This window comes from Gilliamella sp. Choc4-2 (genome assembly GCF_001690355.1).
Taxonomy (GTDB): domain Bacteria; phylum Pseudomonadota; class Gammaproteobacteria; order Enterobacterales; family Orbaceae; genus Gilliamella; species Gilliamella apicola_A.
This window is the reverse complement of the sequence record NZ_LZHG01000014.1, coordinates 1-18,646: the sequence shown is the minus strand read 5'-3', so window position 1 is coordinate 18,646 and position 18,646 is coordinate 1. Positions and strand designations below refer to the sequence as shown.

Below are 18,646 nucleotides of genomic sequence, written 5' to 3'. Positions count from 1 at the left end.
TCAATCTCTTTCTGGCAAAAAAATTGATTATTACAGTAATAGGTAACCACAATAAATTTTTTACTTTTAAAAAATAGATTATCTTTCCCTTTTCAGTTTTTTTAATTGAATTTATACTTTTTAAAACAACGTTTGTTTTATTTTTTGCTTTTTTTTGTTTAAAATACGTGCTTTTCTTATTCATGACTTATTGTTAACTTAGATAATCTATTTTCAGCCGCTTAGGCATGAAATCCTAACAAAACGGAGGACGTGTAAAATGAATAATCCTTCAAAAGAAAACGTAGAAGCCGTACTACGAAAAATTAATTGGGCACAAGAAATATTAACCTCATTGCAACACAATGTAACTGATCCGCAAATAGGTAATATTTTATCAGGAGTAGTGTTTATTATGAATTCCGCATCTGCGGATACTGAAACATTGTATCAATCGATTGAATAAAATTAAGTGTTGTTTTTTTCATTTTACCTTCAGCGGCTATAAAGCAACTGAAGGTTTTTTTATTTTAATCAGATAAATAAGTTGTTACCTCATCAAGCGACCAACGAGTTTTAGCTCTTGGTTCATTAAGTCGGTAACCGAAAGCCAGACAAAGTCCCACACCAAAAGATTCGCCACTAAACGCTAGTATATATTTTTCTAGAATCTTAATAATGCCATCATGTTGAAATCCACCAATAGCACATGAATCAATACCATAATAAGCGGCTGCAGTTAACATATTTGCGCAAGCTAGGTAGCTTTGCATTTCGGATGAATGATTGATGGTCAACCCACTTGCTAAACCGTGCTCATAAAAATTGATAATTGATTGACAACCAATATCAATAGCGGTTTGATCTTCAGGATTTGGTAAGTTACGCGCAACTGTTCTACGCAAATATTCGCTTTGTGACGTAAAATTATTAGCTTTACGATAAAGCACAATCACAAAATGTGAACAGCTGGTTACTTGCTCTTGATTGTAACAAACAGCACGTAATTCACTTTTAATTTTATCGTTATCAACAACGACAAAATGCCAAGGTTCTAATCCAAATGTAGAAGGGGATAGTCGACCAGCTTCTAAAATAGATTCAATATCAGTATTACTAATTTTTTTGGTACCATCGAATTTTTTGCATGCATGTCGAAAATTAAGGGCTTGTAATAATTTATCCATGCTCTCTCCTAATTTTTTGTGTTCCATGGAGCAACTTTAAACAATAATAACATACCGGGTATGGCAAGAATTGTACATAAACCAAAAAAGGTCGTCCATCCTAAATAATCAACCATAATACCGGTGGTGGAATTAATCAGTGTTCTTGGAATAGATGCAATACTCGTAAACAGCGCAAATTGTGTTGCAGTATAAAGAGGATTGGTTGTTTTAGCGATAAACGCTACAAAGGCAGCTGAACCCAAACCAACGCCCAGAGATTCAAAGCCTATGACAATCGCTAATAATATTTTTGCATAAAAGGTAATTTTAGTAAATGGACCTTCTATAGATAGCCACGCAAATCCTAAAATAGAAATAACTTGAACAAAACCAAACAACCAAAGTGCACGATTAATGCCAATTTTAATCATTAAAATACCACCTAATAAAGCGCCAAATATACTCGGCCATAAGGAGGCATTTTTAGCAATCCAACCAATATCTAAAAGAGTAAACCCCATTTGCATATAAAACAGCGTAGCCAATGATGTTGCCATACTATCCCCTAATTTATATAAAAATATAAAAGTTAGAATCAATACAGCTGTCTTAATACCATTTCGTGTAACAAATTCACTAAAAGGTTTAATAATAATATCTTCAAGCTTATATATTTTAGGTGATTGATTGATTGGCTCTTTTACTTTTAATGTCATGATAATTGCAGGCAACATAAATAGAGCAGTAACAATAAAAACACTGTCCCAGGGTAAATACTTAGAAAGAATTAATGATAGTGAACCTGGTACTAAACCAGCAATACGATAGGCGTTAGTATGAATAGTATTACCAAGTCCTTGCTCATTATCCAATAATAACTCTCGTCTAAAAGCGTCAAGAGCAATATCTTGGGTGGCAGAAAACAGAGCAACGATAAAGCTAATAGATGCAATTAACCAAATATTTAATGAAGGAGAAAGGAATCCTAGTATTGCAATAGATAAAACCAATATAACTTGTGAAGTAAGCATCCAGCCTCGCCTTCTTCCCAAATTAAATAAGGAAATATTATCCATAAATGGTGCCCAGACAAATTTCAAAATATAAGGAAACTGCGTTAACGTAAATGCGCCAATAGTTTTGATATTAATTCCTTCACTTTTTAACCATGCAGGTAATAATTGGGATAATAAATAAAAGGGTAAACCAGAAGCAAAACCAGTGAAAATGCAGATAAGCATTTTAGTGGAAAAAATAGTTTTAAAAATAGAGTTTTGCATATGGTTCATGAATTAATCTTATTGGTTGGTTTTTAGCAAGGTGCTATCATAGCATACAATAATCAAAATAATCACTAATGGTTAACACATACTGCTGGCGAATAATGATATTTAGGGTTAAAAAAGTTAAATATTGTTATATAGCTGTTTTATCTATATTATCGTTGGCTATTACCATATAAAATATTATGTATTTTAACTATGATATAAAAATATCTAACCAGTTAAAAAATTAATCAATCACCGTTAAGAGGGGTGTTGTAATATGAAAAGTTCATTAAAAATCGCTGTTTTTAGCAGTAAACATTATGATAAAGAACATCTAGAAATCGCGAATAAAAAGTATGGTTTTGATATCGAATATTTTGAACACAAATTAAGTCATAAAACGGTAGTGACCGCACAGGGTTACAATGCAGTTTGTGTCTTTGTTAACGACGAAATTGATAAAAAAGTATTGCAAAAATTAGCTGATTACGGCATTAAAATCTTAGCGCTCCGCTGTGCGGGGTTTGACAATGTTGATATAACCGAAGCTAAAAAATTAGGTATAACCGTTGTTCGAGTACCTGCATATTCCCCAGAAGCAGTAGCAGAGCACGCTGTTGCTTTAATGATGACACTCAATCGCCGCACTCACAAAGCTTATCAACGCACGCGTGATGCTAACTTCTCACTTGATGGATTAACCGGTTTTAATATGCATAATCGTACTGCAGGTGTTATCGGTACCGGAAAAATTGGTCAAGCGGCTATCCGAATACTAAAAGGTTTTGGTATGCATATTTTAGCTTATGATCCTTATCCAAACGATACTGTTGTTGAGCTAGGCGCAAGATACGTTGAACTTGATGAACTCTATGCACAATCAGACGTTATCACACTTCATTGTCCAATGACACCTGAAAATTACCACCTCCTTAATAAAGAGTCATTTAACAAAATGAAAAATGGTGTAATGATCATTAATACTAGCCGTGGTGCACTACTTGATGCAACAGCTGCTATTGATGCATTAAAGCAAACCAAAATTGGTGCATTAGGCATGGATGTTTATGAAAATGAACGAGACTTATTTTTCGAAGACAAATCAAATGATGTCATTTTAGATGACGTGTTCCGTCGATTATCCTCATGTCATAATGTAATCTTTACTGGTCATCAAGCCTTTTTAACACAAGAAGCATTATTAAATATTTCTGATACAACTTTAAATAATATTAAACTTATATCTAAAGGTGAGTCTTGTTCAAATATTGTTGAATAACAATCAACAATTTATGATAATGACAATTTTTTAACAATTCAAAATTTGGATAGTCTATGCAGCGTATTCTTCTTTTTATTAGTATGATGCTGATGCTTACGTCTTGTAGTAGCAATAATTATTCAACTTCACCAATGCAAGAGCACAGGGGACATTCTAATGTTGAAGGAGGGGTGTATCTGGAACAAGAACATATCCAACCTGAAACTGACAACATTCCTTTATCAACAGATAAAGAGCAGTTTATTGATAAAATGGTGAGTAAGCATGGTTTTGAACGTCAGCAACTTCATAATATACTAGCACAAGCTAATAAGCTTGATTGGGTGATTAATTTAATGGATAAACAAGCACCCAAATCAAGCACTTCAAATGTGCCTAATGGTGCTTGGATTCGTTACAGAAATAAATTTATTACCCCAAGCAACCTTTCTAAAGGCGTTGATTTTTGGAACCAATACGAAAAAGAATTACAGCGTGCTTATAATGAATATGGTGTACCGCCTGAAATCATTGTTGGCATTATTGGTGTTGAGACAGGATGGGGCAGGGTTATGGGTAATACCAAAATTATTGATGCTTTATCAACTCTTGCCTTTTATTATCCAAGACGAGCCCAATATTTTACCAACGAACTAGAAGACTTTCTAATAATGTGTCGAGATGAAGGTGTAGATCCTTTTGATCTAAGTGGATCGTTTGCTGGTGCAATGGGATATGGTCAATTTATGCCCTCGGCCTTTAGAAGGCATGCCGTTGATTTCAATCAAGACGGTCATGTAGATTTATGGGATCCCATTGATGCAATTGGTAGTGTTGCTAACTACTTTAAGGCGCATGGATGGCAACGAGGAAAAAAAGTAGCAGTAATGGCACATGGTCAAGCACTAGCGCTTGAAACGGGATTTCACACCAAATATTCAATTGAAAAGTTAGCAAAAGCGGGTTTAAAACCAAAAAGTTCACTAGAAGGGCACAATCAAGTCAGTTTATTGCGACTTGATGTAGGCGATCGTTATCAATATTGGTATGGATTACCCAATTTCTATGTAATAACCCGTTACAACCATAGTTCACACTATGCCATGGCTATTTGGCAATTAGGAAGAGCAGTTAAAGCGGCAAGATAATCGCATCATTCAATTACAACCGGTTATTATGGGATTTTATACTCAACTTTAAGGTCGCAGCAGTGCGATCTTTTATATTTTATTCATTTTTTTCAATTTGTTATATACCAATTCATTCCCCTGATAATAATTCATTAAAATTACTATATTCATTTGTCAATTATAGTTAGTTGATATATAATGCCCCGTCGATTTCAACCGCCTATTTTTCATGTTCCTTGCTTTCAATGGGTTGCGGTTGCCCCGACAGAAAGCTGATTAATCCGTAGGGAGCGATAATGCGTCATTACGAAATAGTATTTATGGTTCACCCAGACCAGAGTGAACAAGTACCTGGTATGATTGAACGTTATACTGGTACATTAACCACTGATGGTGGTAAAATCCATCGATTAGAAGATTGGGGTCGTCGCCAATTAGCCTATCCTATCGAAAAACTGCACAAAGCACATTACGTGTTAATGAATGTTGAAGCAACTCAAGAAGCTGTTAACGAACTTGAAGATAACTTCCGTTTTAATGATGCAGTGATTCGCAGTTTAATTATGCGCACTAAACATTCTGTAACTGAAATGTCACCTATGCTAAAAGCTAAAGACGAACGCCGTAGTTCTGAAGATGATTTTAGCGAAGTAAATATGGACGATGATTCCGACGAATAATCGTTTAATGTTATCGGGTATTGTTACTAAAACGCCGATACGAAAAATGAGTCCAAGTGGGATTTCGCACTGTCAGTTTTATTTAGAACATGTATCTGAACAAATTGAAGCAGAACTCATAAGGCAAGCGTGGTGCGTCATGCCCATTATTGTTAGTGGACAACAAGAATTAAGTTACAGTATTAAAAAAGGCAGCAAAGTGTTAGTAAGTGGCTTTATCAGTACACACACTAAACGCAATAAAACAAGCCAACTTGTTTTACATGCTGACCAAATTAAACTATTAGGAGAATAGCCAAATGGCACGTTATTTCCGTCGTCGCAAATTCTGCCGTTTTACAGCAGAAGGCGTTAAAGAAATTGATTATAAAGATGTTTCTTTATTAAAAAGCTATATCACAGAAAGTGGTAAAATTGTACCAAGCCGTATTACTGGTACAAGTGCAAAATATCAACGTCAATTAGCTCGCGCAATCAAACGCGCTCGTTACTTGGCATTATTACCATATACTGACAATCATCAGTAATTAGCAACAGAGGGAACATATAATGCAAATTATTCTACTCGATAAAGTTGCTAATTTAGGCAGCTTAGGTGATCAAGTTAATGTTAAAGCGGGTTATGCGCGTAACTTTTTGATTCCACAAGGTAAAGCAGTACCTGCGACTAAAAAGAATATCGAATTTTTTGAAGCGCGTCGTGCTGAATTAGAAGCAAAACTTGCGGATGCATTAAAAGCAGCTGAAGAGCGCGTTGCTCAAATTAATGCGCTTGAAAAAGTAACGATTGCTTCTAAAGCTGGTGACGAAGGTCGTTTATTTGGTTCTATTGGTGCACGTGATATCGCTGATGCAATTAAAGCTCGTGGTATTAATGTATCAAAAAGCGAAGTTCGCTTACCAAATGGTGTATTACGTACAACTGGTGAGCACGAAGTCTGCTTCCAAGTACATAGTGAAGCTTTTGCTAAACTTATTATTGATATTATTCCTGAATAATCATCAATCAATATCGATAAAAAAACCCGTCTAAGTTGACGGGTTTTTTTATTATGTTTTTTTGATATTGATATCAGTAATTTTTATATATTACATACTAATCTACATACCCAATCATTACGGCTAAAAAAGGGTAAATAGCTAGGTAACAAAATTATTTAATAATAAACGCTTTGCCTCTACCTCGAATATCTGAAACGGCTTCGGGTTTATTATTATTAATTCTTATGGCTTGAATATCACCACTAAAATCTTGCTGTTTAAAATGATAACCCATCTGTTTAAGTTTATCTTTTAACTTCTCTGGCACTTTATTTTGAAAACGCTCAATAAAGATAAGATTTGCTGGTAATAGTTGATGATGATAACGTGGGGCATCCATTGCTGCTTTTAATGACATATGATTATCAAAAACATTTGTCACAACTTGAAAGATTGAAGTGAAAATCCTTGAACCACCTGGTGTACCAATAACCATTGCAACTTCGTTATCTTTAATAAAAATACTTGGTGTCATAGAAGATAAAGGACGTTTATTCGGCTCAATCGCATTAGCATCCTTACCAACGACACCAAATTGATTTGCCACACCTGCTTTACTACTAAAATCATCCATTTCATTATTTAATAAAATACCTGTACCTTTTATTACAACTGCAGATCCAAACCAACCATTAAGTGTATAAGTATTGGATGCGGCATTACCCCATTTATCTACAATAGAAAAATGCGTTGTCTGTAATTTTTCATGATTATTATCTAATCCTGGTTTAACTTGTTCAGTAATTGAAATAGTTTTAGGATTAACTTGTTTGGCTCTTTTTGCTAAATAATTACTATCAATTAATTGAGTAACAGGAACAGAAATAAAATCGGGATCGCCCATATATTCAGCCCGATCTGCAAAAACACGTTTTTCTATTTCTGCTAATAAGTGAATATATTGAGGTGAGTTCACTTTAACATGCTTAAAATCATTCGCTAAATTTTGCTTCATTAATAATAGTTGAATTAAACCAACACCACCAGAGCTTGGAGGCGGAGCAGTAACAACTTGCATATCGTGCCAGTTAGCAATTAAAGGTTCTCGCCATTTAACTTGATAATTAGCAAGATCACTTTCCGTAATCAAACCTTCATTCTTCTGCATTTGTTGCGCAATTAATTTAGCTGTTTCACCTTTATAAAACCCGTCGCTTCCTTGACTTGCAATACGTTCTAATACTTTGCCAAGTTCAGGTTGTTTAAATCGTTTTCCTTCTTGCATAGAACCAAAGTACTGCTTAAAGTGACCATTAGCTGGTGCTAATTTTTCGGCTTCTTGATAACGAGTAATCAACGCTTTATCTACTATAAAGCCTTCATTAGCATATCGAATAGCCGGCGCCATTACTTCTTGCCAAGTGAGCTTACCAAACCGTTGATGTACAGCCCACATCCCAGCAACTGTACCTGGCACGCCCGATGCTTTATGTGAATAAAGACTTAAATTAGGGATAATATTTTTATTTTTATCCAAATACATATCTTTATCAGCTCTGCTTGGGGCAACTTCGCGATAATCGATAAAATAAGGTTTACCGTCCATCCAAAGCGTCATAAATCCACCACCGCCAATGTTTCCAGCTTCTGGATAGGTTACCGCCAGAGTAAATGCTGTTGCAACTGCAGCATCGGCTACATTTCCACCTTTTTCGAGCACTTGTTTTGCCGCCTTTGCACCATAATAGTCGGGCGAAGCAACAGCTGCAGCTTCAAACTTTTGTGGACTCAGGTTTTTGGCAAGCACTTGCTGATATACCATGATAAATAAAGTAAAACAGCAAAGCTTCACCCACTTACTTTTTAGATAGAACATTTTAAACCTCCTAATAAATACATTGATACCGTCTTACTTTTCTGTTACATAAAAATGAATAAAGCAAAATTCTTGCCAATATGTAAAAGATTTCATAAGAGGGAATTAAAAAATATATCACAGAAAGATTATCAATTGAGTAAATATTGTTCAGCTTTTGTTAATGCGGTTTTACTTGGTGATATCATATAATACATAATTTTTAATAACGAAAATTCACAATAAAACAGCGCCACTCCTTTAAATAAAAGATTATGACGCTAAAAAAGTGAATTTAAAAAAGTTATTACCTTACCTATATTCAATTTTTTTAAGCTTCTTGAGCTTGGCTATCTATTTTCCCTTGTTCTTCTTTATAAAGTTTATTGTCATAAAGCTTTATAAAAGGCAGATAAATTACAACAGCTAAAATTGCCGACAAGATAGCAACAAAAATGGCTTTATAATCTCCTCCAGTACCAATAAAGGCACCTAATCCCATTGGTGATGGCCATGGTATTAACGCAATAATTGGATGAATAAGGTTTGAATTAATTGCAAAATAGCCCAACGTACCGCATGCCATAGGGGCTAAAAAGAAAGGAAGTGCTAAATAAGGATTATAAACAATCGGCATTCCGAAAATTACAGGCTCATTAATATTAAAAATGGCCGGTACGGCTGATGCACGTCCTAATATTTTTAATTGGCTAGATTTAGCATAAAAAGCAATAAAAAAAGTCATCAACAATGTAGATCCTGATCCTCCTAAAATCACAAATGAGTTATTAAATTCGCCAGCAAAAGGAATATGTGCCCCAGCTGCATTTTCACTCATATTGGCGAGCATAATTGGTGTAATAAACGCTCCAATAATACTAGCACCATGGATACCGACAACCCATAAAGCATGGATTAAAAATAAAATAACCATAATCCCCAGCCAACTTTTGGTTAAATTGGTGACAAAAGTAAAAGGGACACTAACAATATGAAAAATATCTGTTCCTAAAAAAACCAAAACACCATTAAGAATGATGACAAAAAAAGCGATAACAAAAGTGGGAATTAACGCAGTGAAAGAACGAGAAACACCTAAAGGCACGGTTTCTGGCATTTTTACCACCCAATTGCGTCTAACACATAAAAAATAAAGGTGGGTAGCTAAAATTGCCATAACAATGGCAATAAAAATACCTGAAGTTCCTAATCGAAAAATAAAAGGGTTTAAACGTAATCCATTGATGACTGAATTATCAAGATTATTAAATAACGCAATTCCTCCATTTTGTATTACCAATTCAGGTAATGTCATAAAAAAGGCAAAAACGGATAACATTGCCCCATTAAGTGCATTGACTTTTAACCCTGTTTCTTCTGCTTCAATTTTACTTAACTCATAACCAACAACAAAATTAAAATAGAGAGCTAAACTACCGATAGTTGCTGTATTAGCAATCATATAAAGGTTACTAACTCTAAAAAAGGTATTTTCAAAAAAAACCTCCAAACCAGTAAATGTCATCGGCAATGTATTAAACACTAAAAACATAGACCCAACGATAGAAAAAGGTACTGACGCCATTCCAGCAGCCATGACTGCTCGCACAATTTTAAATTGGGATATTTTTGCCATTGGGGTCATCAAAAACCTTTGTAAAAACATAAATCCGGCATTCATTTTGTTTTCCTCATCTAATTAATGATTGCTTGATAAGCTTGAATTCTTTGAAAATGTTTATCTTTATTGAGTTGAATTTTTTTTAATTTTTTAAGCATCAAAAAATCGATAAATACACAGCCTATTAAAAAAGCGCTAATTGTATTTAAAACAACTTGCGTATCTTTCAAAAAAGGAAAAAAAAGAGGATACCAAGGGGTATAAAGTATGATAATTAACGCACTAAAAGTGAATAATATTGAACGATAAAATAACGTTGCATAAGGTAAATAATTATAATGATTCCGATAAAGTTTTATCTGTTCAAACGAAGCCAAAACACCTAGTACCAATAAAGCAATGGGCATAATAGAAAAAAAAGACATTGAACTAATTAAAAACACAGCCCAATAAAGGTTAAGAAAAATAAAAAAAGCAGTGCCATAACGAATAGCTAAAAAACGATTAAAATAAAGATTAGCTAAACTTATTTTTTTATGCATCTTCAATTGATTAGACATCATATTGATTAACCCCTAAGCGTAGCTAATAGTTCATGATTCTTTCTATACAAATAAGAAATTTCAAGGGAAATTTCGCGCATTGCCATCGTTGTCATTAAATGATCTTGTGCATGCACCATAATAATTTCCATATCGATTTTTGTTCCATTCGCATAAAATTGCAGTAATTGGGTTTGTGATTTATGTGCTTCTAAAATTTCTTGGTTGGCATCTTCGAGCAGCGTATTAGCATAGTCAAAATTGGCTTCTCTCATGGCTTTAAATGCCTCGTAAATTTTGGTTTTAGCGTTACCACTGTGCAAAATAATATTAAATGCAACAAGTTGAATATTCTCGGAGCTCATTTTTTTATTCATTGTTAGATTCCCTTTTCTATAAGTTTGATAAAAAGTGATTTAAATTCGGTAAAGTTTTGGCTCTGCAACAATTTCGATTGCATCGGCAAATCATCAATTAACGTAACGACAGCTTTTGTCATCATGGCTAAGTTAGGGTTCTGATAAATAGAAGGGGATATCATAAAAATAAAGCGGATATCTGGGTGACTTTTATCCCAAACTAAACCATTAGGGATAATTGCAATCCCCATTTTTGACAATTTACCCACAGGAACAGCGGGATGTGGTACCACAATGGTAGGGCTAAAAAAGATATCACCTAATGCCATTCTGTTTTCCATTTGCTTTATTATCTTATGTTTATAACAACAATCTTCATTTATTGCTAAGCGATCAAGTAAACTATCCATGATTTGATCTTTAGTTTTAGATTGCTGGCACACATAAAAATAGTCAGCTGATAAATCATCAACAGCTTGCTCAATATGAATTAAACGGCGGGGATCACTTACCGCTTTATTTGTTGATAATGATCCTTGACTAAAAGAAACCAACATTTTACGTGATATAAGGTACCGACGAATTTTCTGCACATCTTCATCATTAAAAAATACAGAAACATGAAAAATAGGAACTTTAAAAATTTTCGCTGAAAGATCAACCGACGATATAATAAAATCAATATCATTTAGCATATCAGCTTCAATTTCATAATACCCTCGAATGGCAACAATTTTAATCCGCTCATCAAATTCATTCTCCACTCGATTTTTTAGCAACTGCGCACTTCCAAGCCCTGTTGCACAAATAATTAATGCTTTGAATTTTTGCTCATTTTTAAGTTTTTCAATCGAAGCTAAAAAGTGCAGGGTTAAATACCCCCACTCGTCATCATTAATAGAAAATGTATTTAAATTAACAAGTTGATTAAAATAGTGTTTTACTAAATCGAATAATTCTGGTGAACAAGTTTTAATTTCATTAAGCAGTGGATTTTCTAGTTTAATATTTTGTTCTAACCGTACAAGCATAGGTTTTAAATGTTGAATCAACCCATTTTTTAATTGTTCATCTTTTGAAAATTGATACCCGGTTTCCTCTTGAATTTTTCGGAGTAACTTGGTCAACATCACACTAAGTTGCGAATCTAAATTACAATGAGCAGCATTTGATTTGCTCATCAAATGTAATGTCAAATACATTTGTTCTTCTTTTGGAAAAGTAAACCCGATCGCTGCCTCAACACGAGTAATAATTTTCTTAGCAACTTGATATTCCAGCTTGTCTTTCGTTGAATCGGGCATATCAAGGTGTTGGATTAAAAGCCCAGATTGCAAACGCTTTATACTTAAAGAAAGATGCAGCACAATATTTTGCACCATCACATCAGACAGTTTAAGGTGGGCCTCTCGGCATTCATCTAAAATAATAATAGTTAAAGTATCAAAACTAATGGCATCACTAAATTTATTTAAATAGCTTAAACGCTGTAAAAAATGAATCGACTTTTCATGAAAAAAATAGCTCATAATAAAATGCCGTTTTGCCTTCTCTGCGCCGTCAACATAAAACAAGCATTTATCTTTTTTCAGTTTAAGTTCGAAAGATGCCAATTGATTTTTAATTTCCAACATATCCTTATTCAACTGAGAAGTGCTAATAAATATCTGTTCAGACAAGTCTTCAATATCAATTTTTTGGCTTTCTAAAAGAAGCAAATTAAGAAGATAATGTTTTCTTTGGCAAACATCGCGATAACTTGATAGTTCTTCATTACGATTTAGATTTTGATTTTGATCTAACAAATGATGATGAATTAAAAATGAATTGAAAGCGGTTCTATTTCTAATCTGTAATTGGTATCCATAGCCTTGCTTACTAACTATAATTGCGCCATTACTTTCAATTAAAGGTTTCAAATGGTTAAGATAAGTGCGAACGGTCCTATCAGATAATGATAACTTACAGGCCAGCAACGTACTGCTTTGGAATTGATTTTTAGAACTAACTAATAAACTAATAAGATCACGTTGTTTATTTTTAATCATTATCACCCATACCTATAACAGTTAAAAGCATGCTTAATAATATTGTGGTTGTTCTTATTGGCTTAATAAAAATGCACGCAGAGCAACATAATAAGGCACCGCTATATAGCGCAACAAACAAACGGTGCCAAAATCAAATATTTACAAAGGAATGGCTTAAAGCGATTGAACATTATCCTCAATTAATTTAGCTAACTGCTCAATTCCTGATTGAATCGGAATATAAGCCTGAAAAGGAATACTCACAACAGGCTTACCGACTTCTTCCCCCAATTTTCTAAATTTATCAAACATCATCATAGTTTGAGGGCTAATTAAAAAGAGCGAAAAATCGCTATCTTTAATCATATTTGCCCCTTCAGTGGAAGAAACTGCATCAACCGAAATGGTTTTATTTTGGCTTGCAAAATATTCGGTTACTTTTTTGGCCATTAAGGATGATGACATCCCAGCAGCACAGATAATCAATGCTTTTTTCATCGCTTTTCTTATTCTCCAATAAATAATAATCTGTTATCAGCTCAACCAGCTATAAGATTTCACCGTTTGACCCAATGACTTTCTTATACCAAATGAATGAATCTTTTCGACTGCGTTTTAAAGTACCATTACCGTGATTATCTTTATCAACATAAATAAACCCATAACGTTTTTCCATTTCCCCTGTGCCTGCCGAAACAAGATCAATACAGCCCCAAGGGGTATATCCCATCAAATCAACACCATCTTCTTCAACAGCAATCTTCATTTGTTTAATATGTTCACGCAAATAATCAATACGGTAAGCATCATGGATGCTACCATCAGCTTCGACTTTATCGTAAGCACCAAAACCATTTTCAACAATGAAAAGCGGCAAACGATACATATCAGTTAACCAATTTAAAGTATAACGTAACCCTTCAGGATCAATTTGCCAACCCCAATCGGATTTTTTCACATATTGATTACCAATCAGATCGGTTTTTTCGTTATATTCATAGTTATCCGATTTTTTACGAATAGCGTTTGACATGTAATAACTAAACCCAATGTAATCGACAGTTCCATTTGCTAAAATTTCCAAATCTTGGGTAGTCACATCTAATTTATAGTTTTTACCTTGCCAATATTTAATGATATGGTTTGGATACTGACCATGTACATGAACATCGGCAAAAAAATATTTACGCTCCATCGCCTTTTGTGCCATTAAAATATCACCTGGTTTACAAGTCTCTGGATAGATAGGAATCATCGCCAACATACAGCCTATTTCAAAATCAGGGTTAATAGCATGACCAATTTGCACCGCTTTGGCACTGGCTACTAATTCATAATGTGAGGCTTGGTACATAATCTGCTCACGATTGTCACCTGCTTTATAGAAAATACCGGAATTGGTAAACGGGGCGAAATCCTCATCAAAATTTGCTTGATTATTAATTTCGTTGAAAGTCATCCAATATTTGACTTTATTTTTATAACGATCAAAACAGACCTCGGCAAAACGCACAAAAAAGTCAATTAATTTACGATTACGAAATCCACCATACTCAGTGACAAGGTAATAAGGCAATTCAAAGTGGGAAAGGGTAACAACTGGCTCGATATTGTATTTTAAGCATTCATCAAAAAGCTCATCATAAAATTTTAAGCCTTCTTCATTTGGTGCAAGTTCATCGCCTTTTGGGAAAATACGCGTCCAAGCAATCGAAGTACGAAAACATTTAAATCCCATTTCGGCAAATAGCTTAATATCATCTTTATAATGATGATAAAAATCAATAGCTTCGTGATTAGGATAATATTCCCCCTCAATTACACCTTCAGTAATTTTACGATAACTTTTAGGTGAGCCCACAGTCATCACATCAGCGACACTTACACCTTTCCCTCCAACTTGCCAAGCACCTTCTAATTGATGAGCCGCAACAGCGCCGCCCCATAAAAAATCTTTTGGTAAACCTTTATTACTCATAATTAAGTACCTGTGTTTATTAATAATTCAAAATTAGTATAAAAGGAAAAAAATAGAATTACTAACCCACTTTTTCCGTATTGATAAGGAAAAATATAAGAATAATTGGGGAAAAAGCTATTTATTTAGCCACCCATTTACCATTTTCATTTTTGTGATAAACCTTTTCAACAGCAGCCCAAGCTACTTTAAAAGCAATTGTTTCTGGATCGCTGTTATCATGTCGTTTATGCGGATCTTGATACTGTTTAATAGCGCTATTGAAGGCTTCTTTAAAAATATCCTGCGCATGTTCAGGCAAAACATGGCGTACTGAATCGGGTAAATCTTGACGTGTTTTATATGGCATAACACTCTCCTTCTAAATTGAACATACATTATTGAAAAGTTAACAATGATTATATGAGTATCGCATTCAAAACAACTTGCTTAGAATTTAGACTTTTTTACGATTTAATACAATAACTGGTTTAATACAGTAATTAATTTAATACAAATAAACTAAACACTATAATCTACTGAAAAAAATTTAATGTAATATCTAAAACGGATAATTGCTTAAATTAAAAAAATTTTATTGTATTGATTAAATGGCAAGCAAAACAATTAATAACGCATAAAAACCATGTTATTTATAAAAATGCTCGTAAAAATGACTATCAGCATCATTGTTCAAAAGAGCTTCAAAATGATAAATGTTATTCTTTAGATTTTTAATTAAAGAGTGTAAAGAAGAATTAACACAACAAAATAGTTGATTAATTACTCAAAAAAAGTTATTTTAACGGCTTTTTAAACATTAACTGTTAATGGTTTTACATTCACTAACATTAATTAATCGTTTACGCATCAAAAATAAATAGTATTTGGATATTGGATTAGTAAGGAATATAGATGTCTTTTTCGGATTTAATTTCAACAGGGTTAGATGCTCTTTCTTCAGCAGTGCCTCATAATCGTTACTCTCTTAAATTGAATGAACTGAATATAACCGAATCAATTTCAGTTCATGCCGTTGCCATTGATGAACAGTTAAACCAACCTTGGCGTTATACTATCACCTTTACCAGTTGCAACCACACATTAGCGGTTGACACCATTTTAAACAAACCGGCTTCATTTTCTTTTTTACCGGCTGAAAATAGCGTACTTGACCGCCTATTTGACGCATCAGAAGCCACCCGCACCGTGTACGGTGTAGTAACGGCGTTTAGTTTGCTATCCACAAGTCAAGAAGAAACGCGATATCAAATTATATTACAACCAAGGGTTGCATTACTTAGTAATAGTTACAGCAGCGCCATTTATCAAAATCAAAGTGTAATTAGCGTGGTTGAATCTTTATTCCGACAGCATGGCTTAACAGGCATAGATTACCGCCTAGAATTAAAAGAAACTTATCCAAACCGCGAGTTAATCACACAATGGCAAGAAAGTGATTTAGTCTTTATTCAACGACTATTGGCTGATGTTGGCATCAGTTTATTTTTTGAAACTCACCCAGAGCATCATTGCGACGTGGTAGTATTAAGTGATGAAGACCAGCGCTTTAAAGATTATGGCACAATTATTCATCAAAAACCCAGTGGTATGATGGACAGCGGTAAATACAGTGTCTGGGCACTGGCTCGGCAAAGTAGTGTAGTAAACCAAAGTGTTACGGTTAATAATTATAATTACCGTGAAGCAAAACAAAATTTACTCTCCCAAGTCAACACGGCGGCGAAAGACACTACTACCTACGGCAATGACTACCGTTACGGAGAGGATTATAAACACCTTATTGAAAATGACGAAGATAGTGAAATTGAAAGCGGACAGTGGTTTGCCGCCATTCGTCACCAACAAGTTATTTCGCAGCAACGCCTTATACGGGGAAAAAGTAACGACTACCGTTTAGCCCCAGGTCAACGCCGAACGATTACCAACAGCTCAATGGCTGGCATTGAAGACGGCATTATCATCTTAACCACCAAAGGCTATGGTGACCGCAGTCAGGCTTACGAAATTGAATTTACTGCCATAGCCTTTGACGTATTAAAACCTTACCGACCAGCGCCCCTCCCGATGCCAAAAATTAGTGGCACACTACCGGCTCGAATTACCAGTCCAGATAATGACACTTATGGTTATATCGACACACATGGGCGTTATCGAGTTAAATTTAACTTCGACTTAGCGAACTGGCGCAGTGGTGAAGAAAGCTTGTGGGTTAGACTTGCCAGACCGTATGCGGGTAATCAATACGGATTTCACTTTCCATTGATTGACGGCACCGAAGTGGCAATAGCCTTTACGGACCAAAACCCTAATCGTCCTTATATTGCCTTTGCGTTCCATGACAGCGCCCACCCCGACCTGATTACTGCCATGGATAAACACCGTAACGTAATTCGCACGCCAGCGAATAACGAGCTGCGAATGGATGACAAACGTGGGCAAGAGCACATCAAACTGGCAACCGAATACGCTAAAACCCAATTAAATTTGGGTCATTTGGTGGATAAAGACAAAAATCACCGAGGAGAAGGCTTTGAATTAAGAACTGACCAGTGGGGGGGCATTGCCGCCAATAAAGGCTTATACCTCACCAGCCAAACCGAACCCAAAGCGCAGGGCAAACAGCTCGATATGCAAGGGGCAATGGTGGAGCTTGAAAACGCCTTATCCATTGCCAAAGCACTACATAGTGTCGCAGAAAGTGCCCAGTCACACACACCAGATACCGAATCACAGCAACAACTGCAAAGTTCACTGAGTAACTTAACGCAATCAGGCATGCTGGCTTATGCCCAAGAAGGCATGGCGCTAATCAGCCCGCAAAACATACAGTTAACCACTGGTAACAGCTTAAGTATCATCTCGACCAATCAAACAGACATTACCGCATTAAAAAATATCACGGTTGCCACACCTGAGGCAATCAGTTTACTGGCGCAAAAATCAGGGATGAAACTCATTGCCAATGAAGGGGACATCGACATTCAAGCACAAAGTGACCAAATGGCGTTAGCGGCAAAGCAAAACATTAAAATTGACAGTGAGGACAGTCAAGTTGACTTTTCGGCAGCCAAAGAAATTACCTTAATGTGTGGTGGCTCTTATATCAAAATCAGCAGTGAAGGTATTGAACTTGGCACGCAGGATAATATTTATCTTAAGTGCAATGTAATGCAAAAAATGGGGGCAACAACGGAAACACGAAACACGAAATTACCATCTAGCGATCTGGATGTTCATGGTTGTGTAGAAAAGGGTAAATAATGATTTTTGAATTAAATAATACCAACAACTTATTTAAATACCGTTACTTATTGGTTGATAACATCGTCGCCCTTAACCCAGTTGAACCATTATCAAAAGAAGGGTTAATAGACCTATTTGGTGAAGGCCACCCATTTAGCGAAAAAAAACTCACGCAAGTTTTACGTTCGGATTTAGATTATGACCCAAGCGTCTGCCCAACACTGGTTAAACTTGCCGAACCCGATGAATTTTTAGAAAGCCCAATATTGGATAGAATTGGCTTTGAAGCAGCAAACGAATGTTTTGAGTCAAAGCGTTATATTTGTGCTTATATTGTTACAGACCTTAAACCATCGGTACTGGCAAAACAACTAATCAATATTGGCAATACCATTGCCAATGCATTGCATCGGCGTTATTACCCCTTTTTTGAACCATTTCGAATGCAATTTCTGCAAGAAGTAGCGAGCAAAGAAGACAACGCATGGCTAAAATCACAATTAACCCAAATTGCAAACTACTACTACCCATCGATTCATGGTGGGCA

Annotated in this window: 18 protein-coding genes and 1 pseudogene; 9 read left to right on the top strand and 10 right to left on the bottom strand. The window is 35.1% G+C overall.

The features are described 5' to 3' along the window. Window positions 1-259: 259 nt before the first annotated feature. Window positions 260-445, top strand: coding sequence for a hypothetical protein (locus A9G34_RS02205; RefSeq protein WP_034943454.1), 186 nt, complete (start codon window positions 260-262; stop codon window positions 443-445). A gap of 64 nt (window positions 446-509) precedes the next feature. On the opposite strand, the gene A9G34_RS02200 is transcribed toward A9G34_RS02205, so the two are convergent. Continuing rightward, window positions 510-1,166 carry an NAD(P)H-dependent oxidoreductase gene (locus A9G34_RS02200; protein WP_034943452.1) on the bottom strand — a complete coding sequence of 219 codons (657 nt, stop codon included), beginning with the start codon at window positions 1,164-1,166 and terminating at the stop codon, window positions 510-512. 8 nt (window positions 1,167-1,174) lie between these two features. After that, window positions 1,175-2,428 carry an AmpG family muropeptide MFS transporter gene (locus A9G34_RS02195; protein ID WP_081295247.1) on the bottom strand — a complete coding sequence of 418 codons (1,254 nt, stop codon included), beginning with the start codon at window positions 2,426-2,428 and terminating at the stop codon, window positions 1,175-1,177. Between the two features lie 265 nt (window positions 2,429-2,693). On the opposite strand from A9G34_RS02195, the gene A9G34_RS02190 reads away from it, so the two are divergent. From A9G34_RS02190 to rplI, 6 genes are all read left to right on the top strand, one after another. Continuing rightward, window positions 2,694-3,695, top strand: a complete 1,002-nt coding sequence (locus A9G34_RS02190; RefSeq protein WP_034943448.1) for a 2-hydroxyacid dehydrogenase — start codon at window positions 2,694-2,696, stop codon at window positions 3,693-3,695. 56 nt (window positions 3,696-3,751) lie between these two features. After that, window positions 3,752-4,825: a lytic murein transglycosylase B gene (gene mltB / locus A9G34_RS02185; protein WP_065568740.1), complete on the top strand. Its 1,074-nt coding sequence runs from the start codon at window positions 3,752-3,754 to the stop codon at window positions 4,823-4,825. A gap of 278 nt (window positions 4,826-5,103) precedes the next feature. Further along, on the top strand, window positions 5,104-5,487 hold the full coding sequence (gene rpsF, locus A9G34_RS02180) for a 30S ribosomal protein S6 (protein ID WP_034943444.1): 384 nt from the start codon (window positions 5,104-5,106) through the stop codon (window positions 5,485-5,487). After that, window positions 5,471-5,782, top strand: coding sequence for a primosomal replication protein N (gene priB / locus A9G34_RS02175; RefSeq protein WP_034943442.1), 312 nt, complete (start codon window positions 5,471-5,473; stop codon window positions 5,780-5,782). The genes rpsF and priB overlap by 17 nt, the downstream gene beginning before the upstream one ends. A 4-nt stretch (window positions 5,783-5,786) precedes the next feature. Then, window positions 5,787-6,014 carry a 30S ribosomal protein S18 gene (gene rpsR / locus A9G34_RS02170; RefSeq protein WP_025314965.1) on the top strand — a complete coding sequence of 76 codons (228 nt, stop codon included), beginning with the start codon at window positions 5,787-5,789 and terminating at the stop codon, window positions 6,012-6,014. 22 nt (window positions 6,015-6,036) lie between these two features. Continuing rightward, the gene (rplI, locus tag A9G34_RS02165) at window positions 6,037-6,486 is read left to right on the top strand and encodes a 50S ribosomal protein L9 (protein WP_034943440.1); all 450 of its coding nucleotides are present in this window, start codon (window positions 6,037-6,039) and stop codon (window positions 6,484-6,486) included. Between the two features lie 154 nt (window positions 6,487-6,640). On the opposite strand, the gene ggt is transcribed toward rplI, so the two are convergent. The 8 genes from ggt to A9G34_RS02125 all read right to left on the bottom strand — a co-directional run bounded on the left by ggt (window position 6,641) and on the right by A9G34_RS02125 (window position 15,202). After that, window positions 6,641-8,290 carry a gamma-glutamyltransferase gene (gene ggt, locus A9G34_RS02160; protein ID WP_442902678.1) on the bottom strand — a complete coding sequence of 550 codons (1,650 nt, stop codon included), beginning with the start codon at window positions 8,288-8,290 and terminating at the stop codon, window positions 6,641-6,643. 364 nt (window positions 8,291-8,654) lie between these two features. Then, on the bottom strand, window positions 8,655-10,004 hold the full coding sequence (gene celB, locus A9G34_RS02155; protein ID WP_065568738.1) for a PTS cellobiose transporter subunit IIC: 1,350 nt from the start codon (window positions 10,002-10,004) through the stop codon (window positions 8,655-8,657). Between the two features lie 14 nt (window positions 10,005-10,018). Next, on the bottom strand, window positions 10,019-10,507 hold the full coding sequence (locus A9G34_RS02150) for a hypothetical protein (protein WP_081295240.1): 489 nt from the start codon (window positions 10,505-10,507) through the stop codon (window positions 10,019-10,021). A gap of 5 nt (window positions 10,508-10,512) precedes the next feature. Then, on the bottom strand, window positions 10,513-10,863 hold the full coding sequence (locus A9G34_RS02145) for a PTS cellobiose transporter subunit IIA (RefSeq protein ID WP_065568737.1): 351 nt from the start codon (window positions 10,861-10,863) through the stop codon (window positions 10,513-10,515). A gap of 2 nt (window positions 10,864-10,865) precedes the next feature. Next, window positions 10,866-12,893, bottom strand: a complete 2,028-nt coding sequence (locus A9G34_RS02140; protein ID WP_065568736.1) for a PRD domain-containing protein — start codon at window positions 12,891-12,893, stop codon at window positions 10,866-10,868. A gap of 156 nt (window positions 12,894-13,049) precedes the next feature. Next, entirely contained in the window at window positions 13,050-13,373 is a 324-nt protein-coding gene (locus A9G34_RS02135) for a PTS cellobiose transporter subunit IIB (protein ID WP_034943433.1), read from the bottom strand. Between the two features lie 49 nt (window positions 13,374-13,422). Continuing rightward, the gene (locus A9G34_RS02130; protein ID WP_034944636.1) at window positions 13,423-14,853 is read right to left on the bottom strand and encodes a 6-phospho-beta-glucosidase; all 1,431 of its coding nucleotides are present in this window, start codon (window positions 14,851-14,853) and stop codon (window positions 13,423-13,425) included. A gap of 121 nt (window positions 14,854-14,974) precedes the next feature. Next, the gene (locus tag A9G34_RS02125; protein ID WP_034943431.1) at window positions 14,975-15,202 is read right to left on the bottom strand and encodes a ChaB family protein; all 228 of its coding nucleotides are present in this window, start codon (window positions 15,200-15,202) and stop codon (window positions 14,975-14,977) included. Window positions 15,203-15,747: 545 nt separating this feature from the next. On the opposite strand from A9G34_RS02125, the gene A9G34_RS02120 reads away from it, so the two are divergent. Further along, entirely contained in the window at window positions 15,748-18,117 is a 2,370-nt protein-coding gene (locus A9G34_RS02120) for a type VI secretion system Vgr family protein (RefSeq protein WP_065568735.1), read from the top strand. After that, window positions 18,117-18,646, top strand: a pseudogene (locus A9G34_RS02115) (hypothetical protein); the annotation flags it as partial. The gene A9G34_RS02120 and the pseudogene A9G34_RS02115, both read left to right, overlap by 1 nt.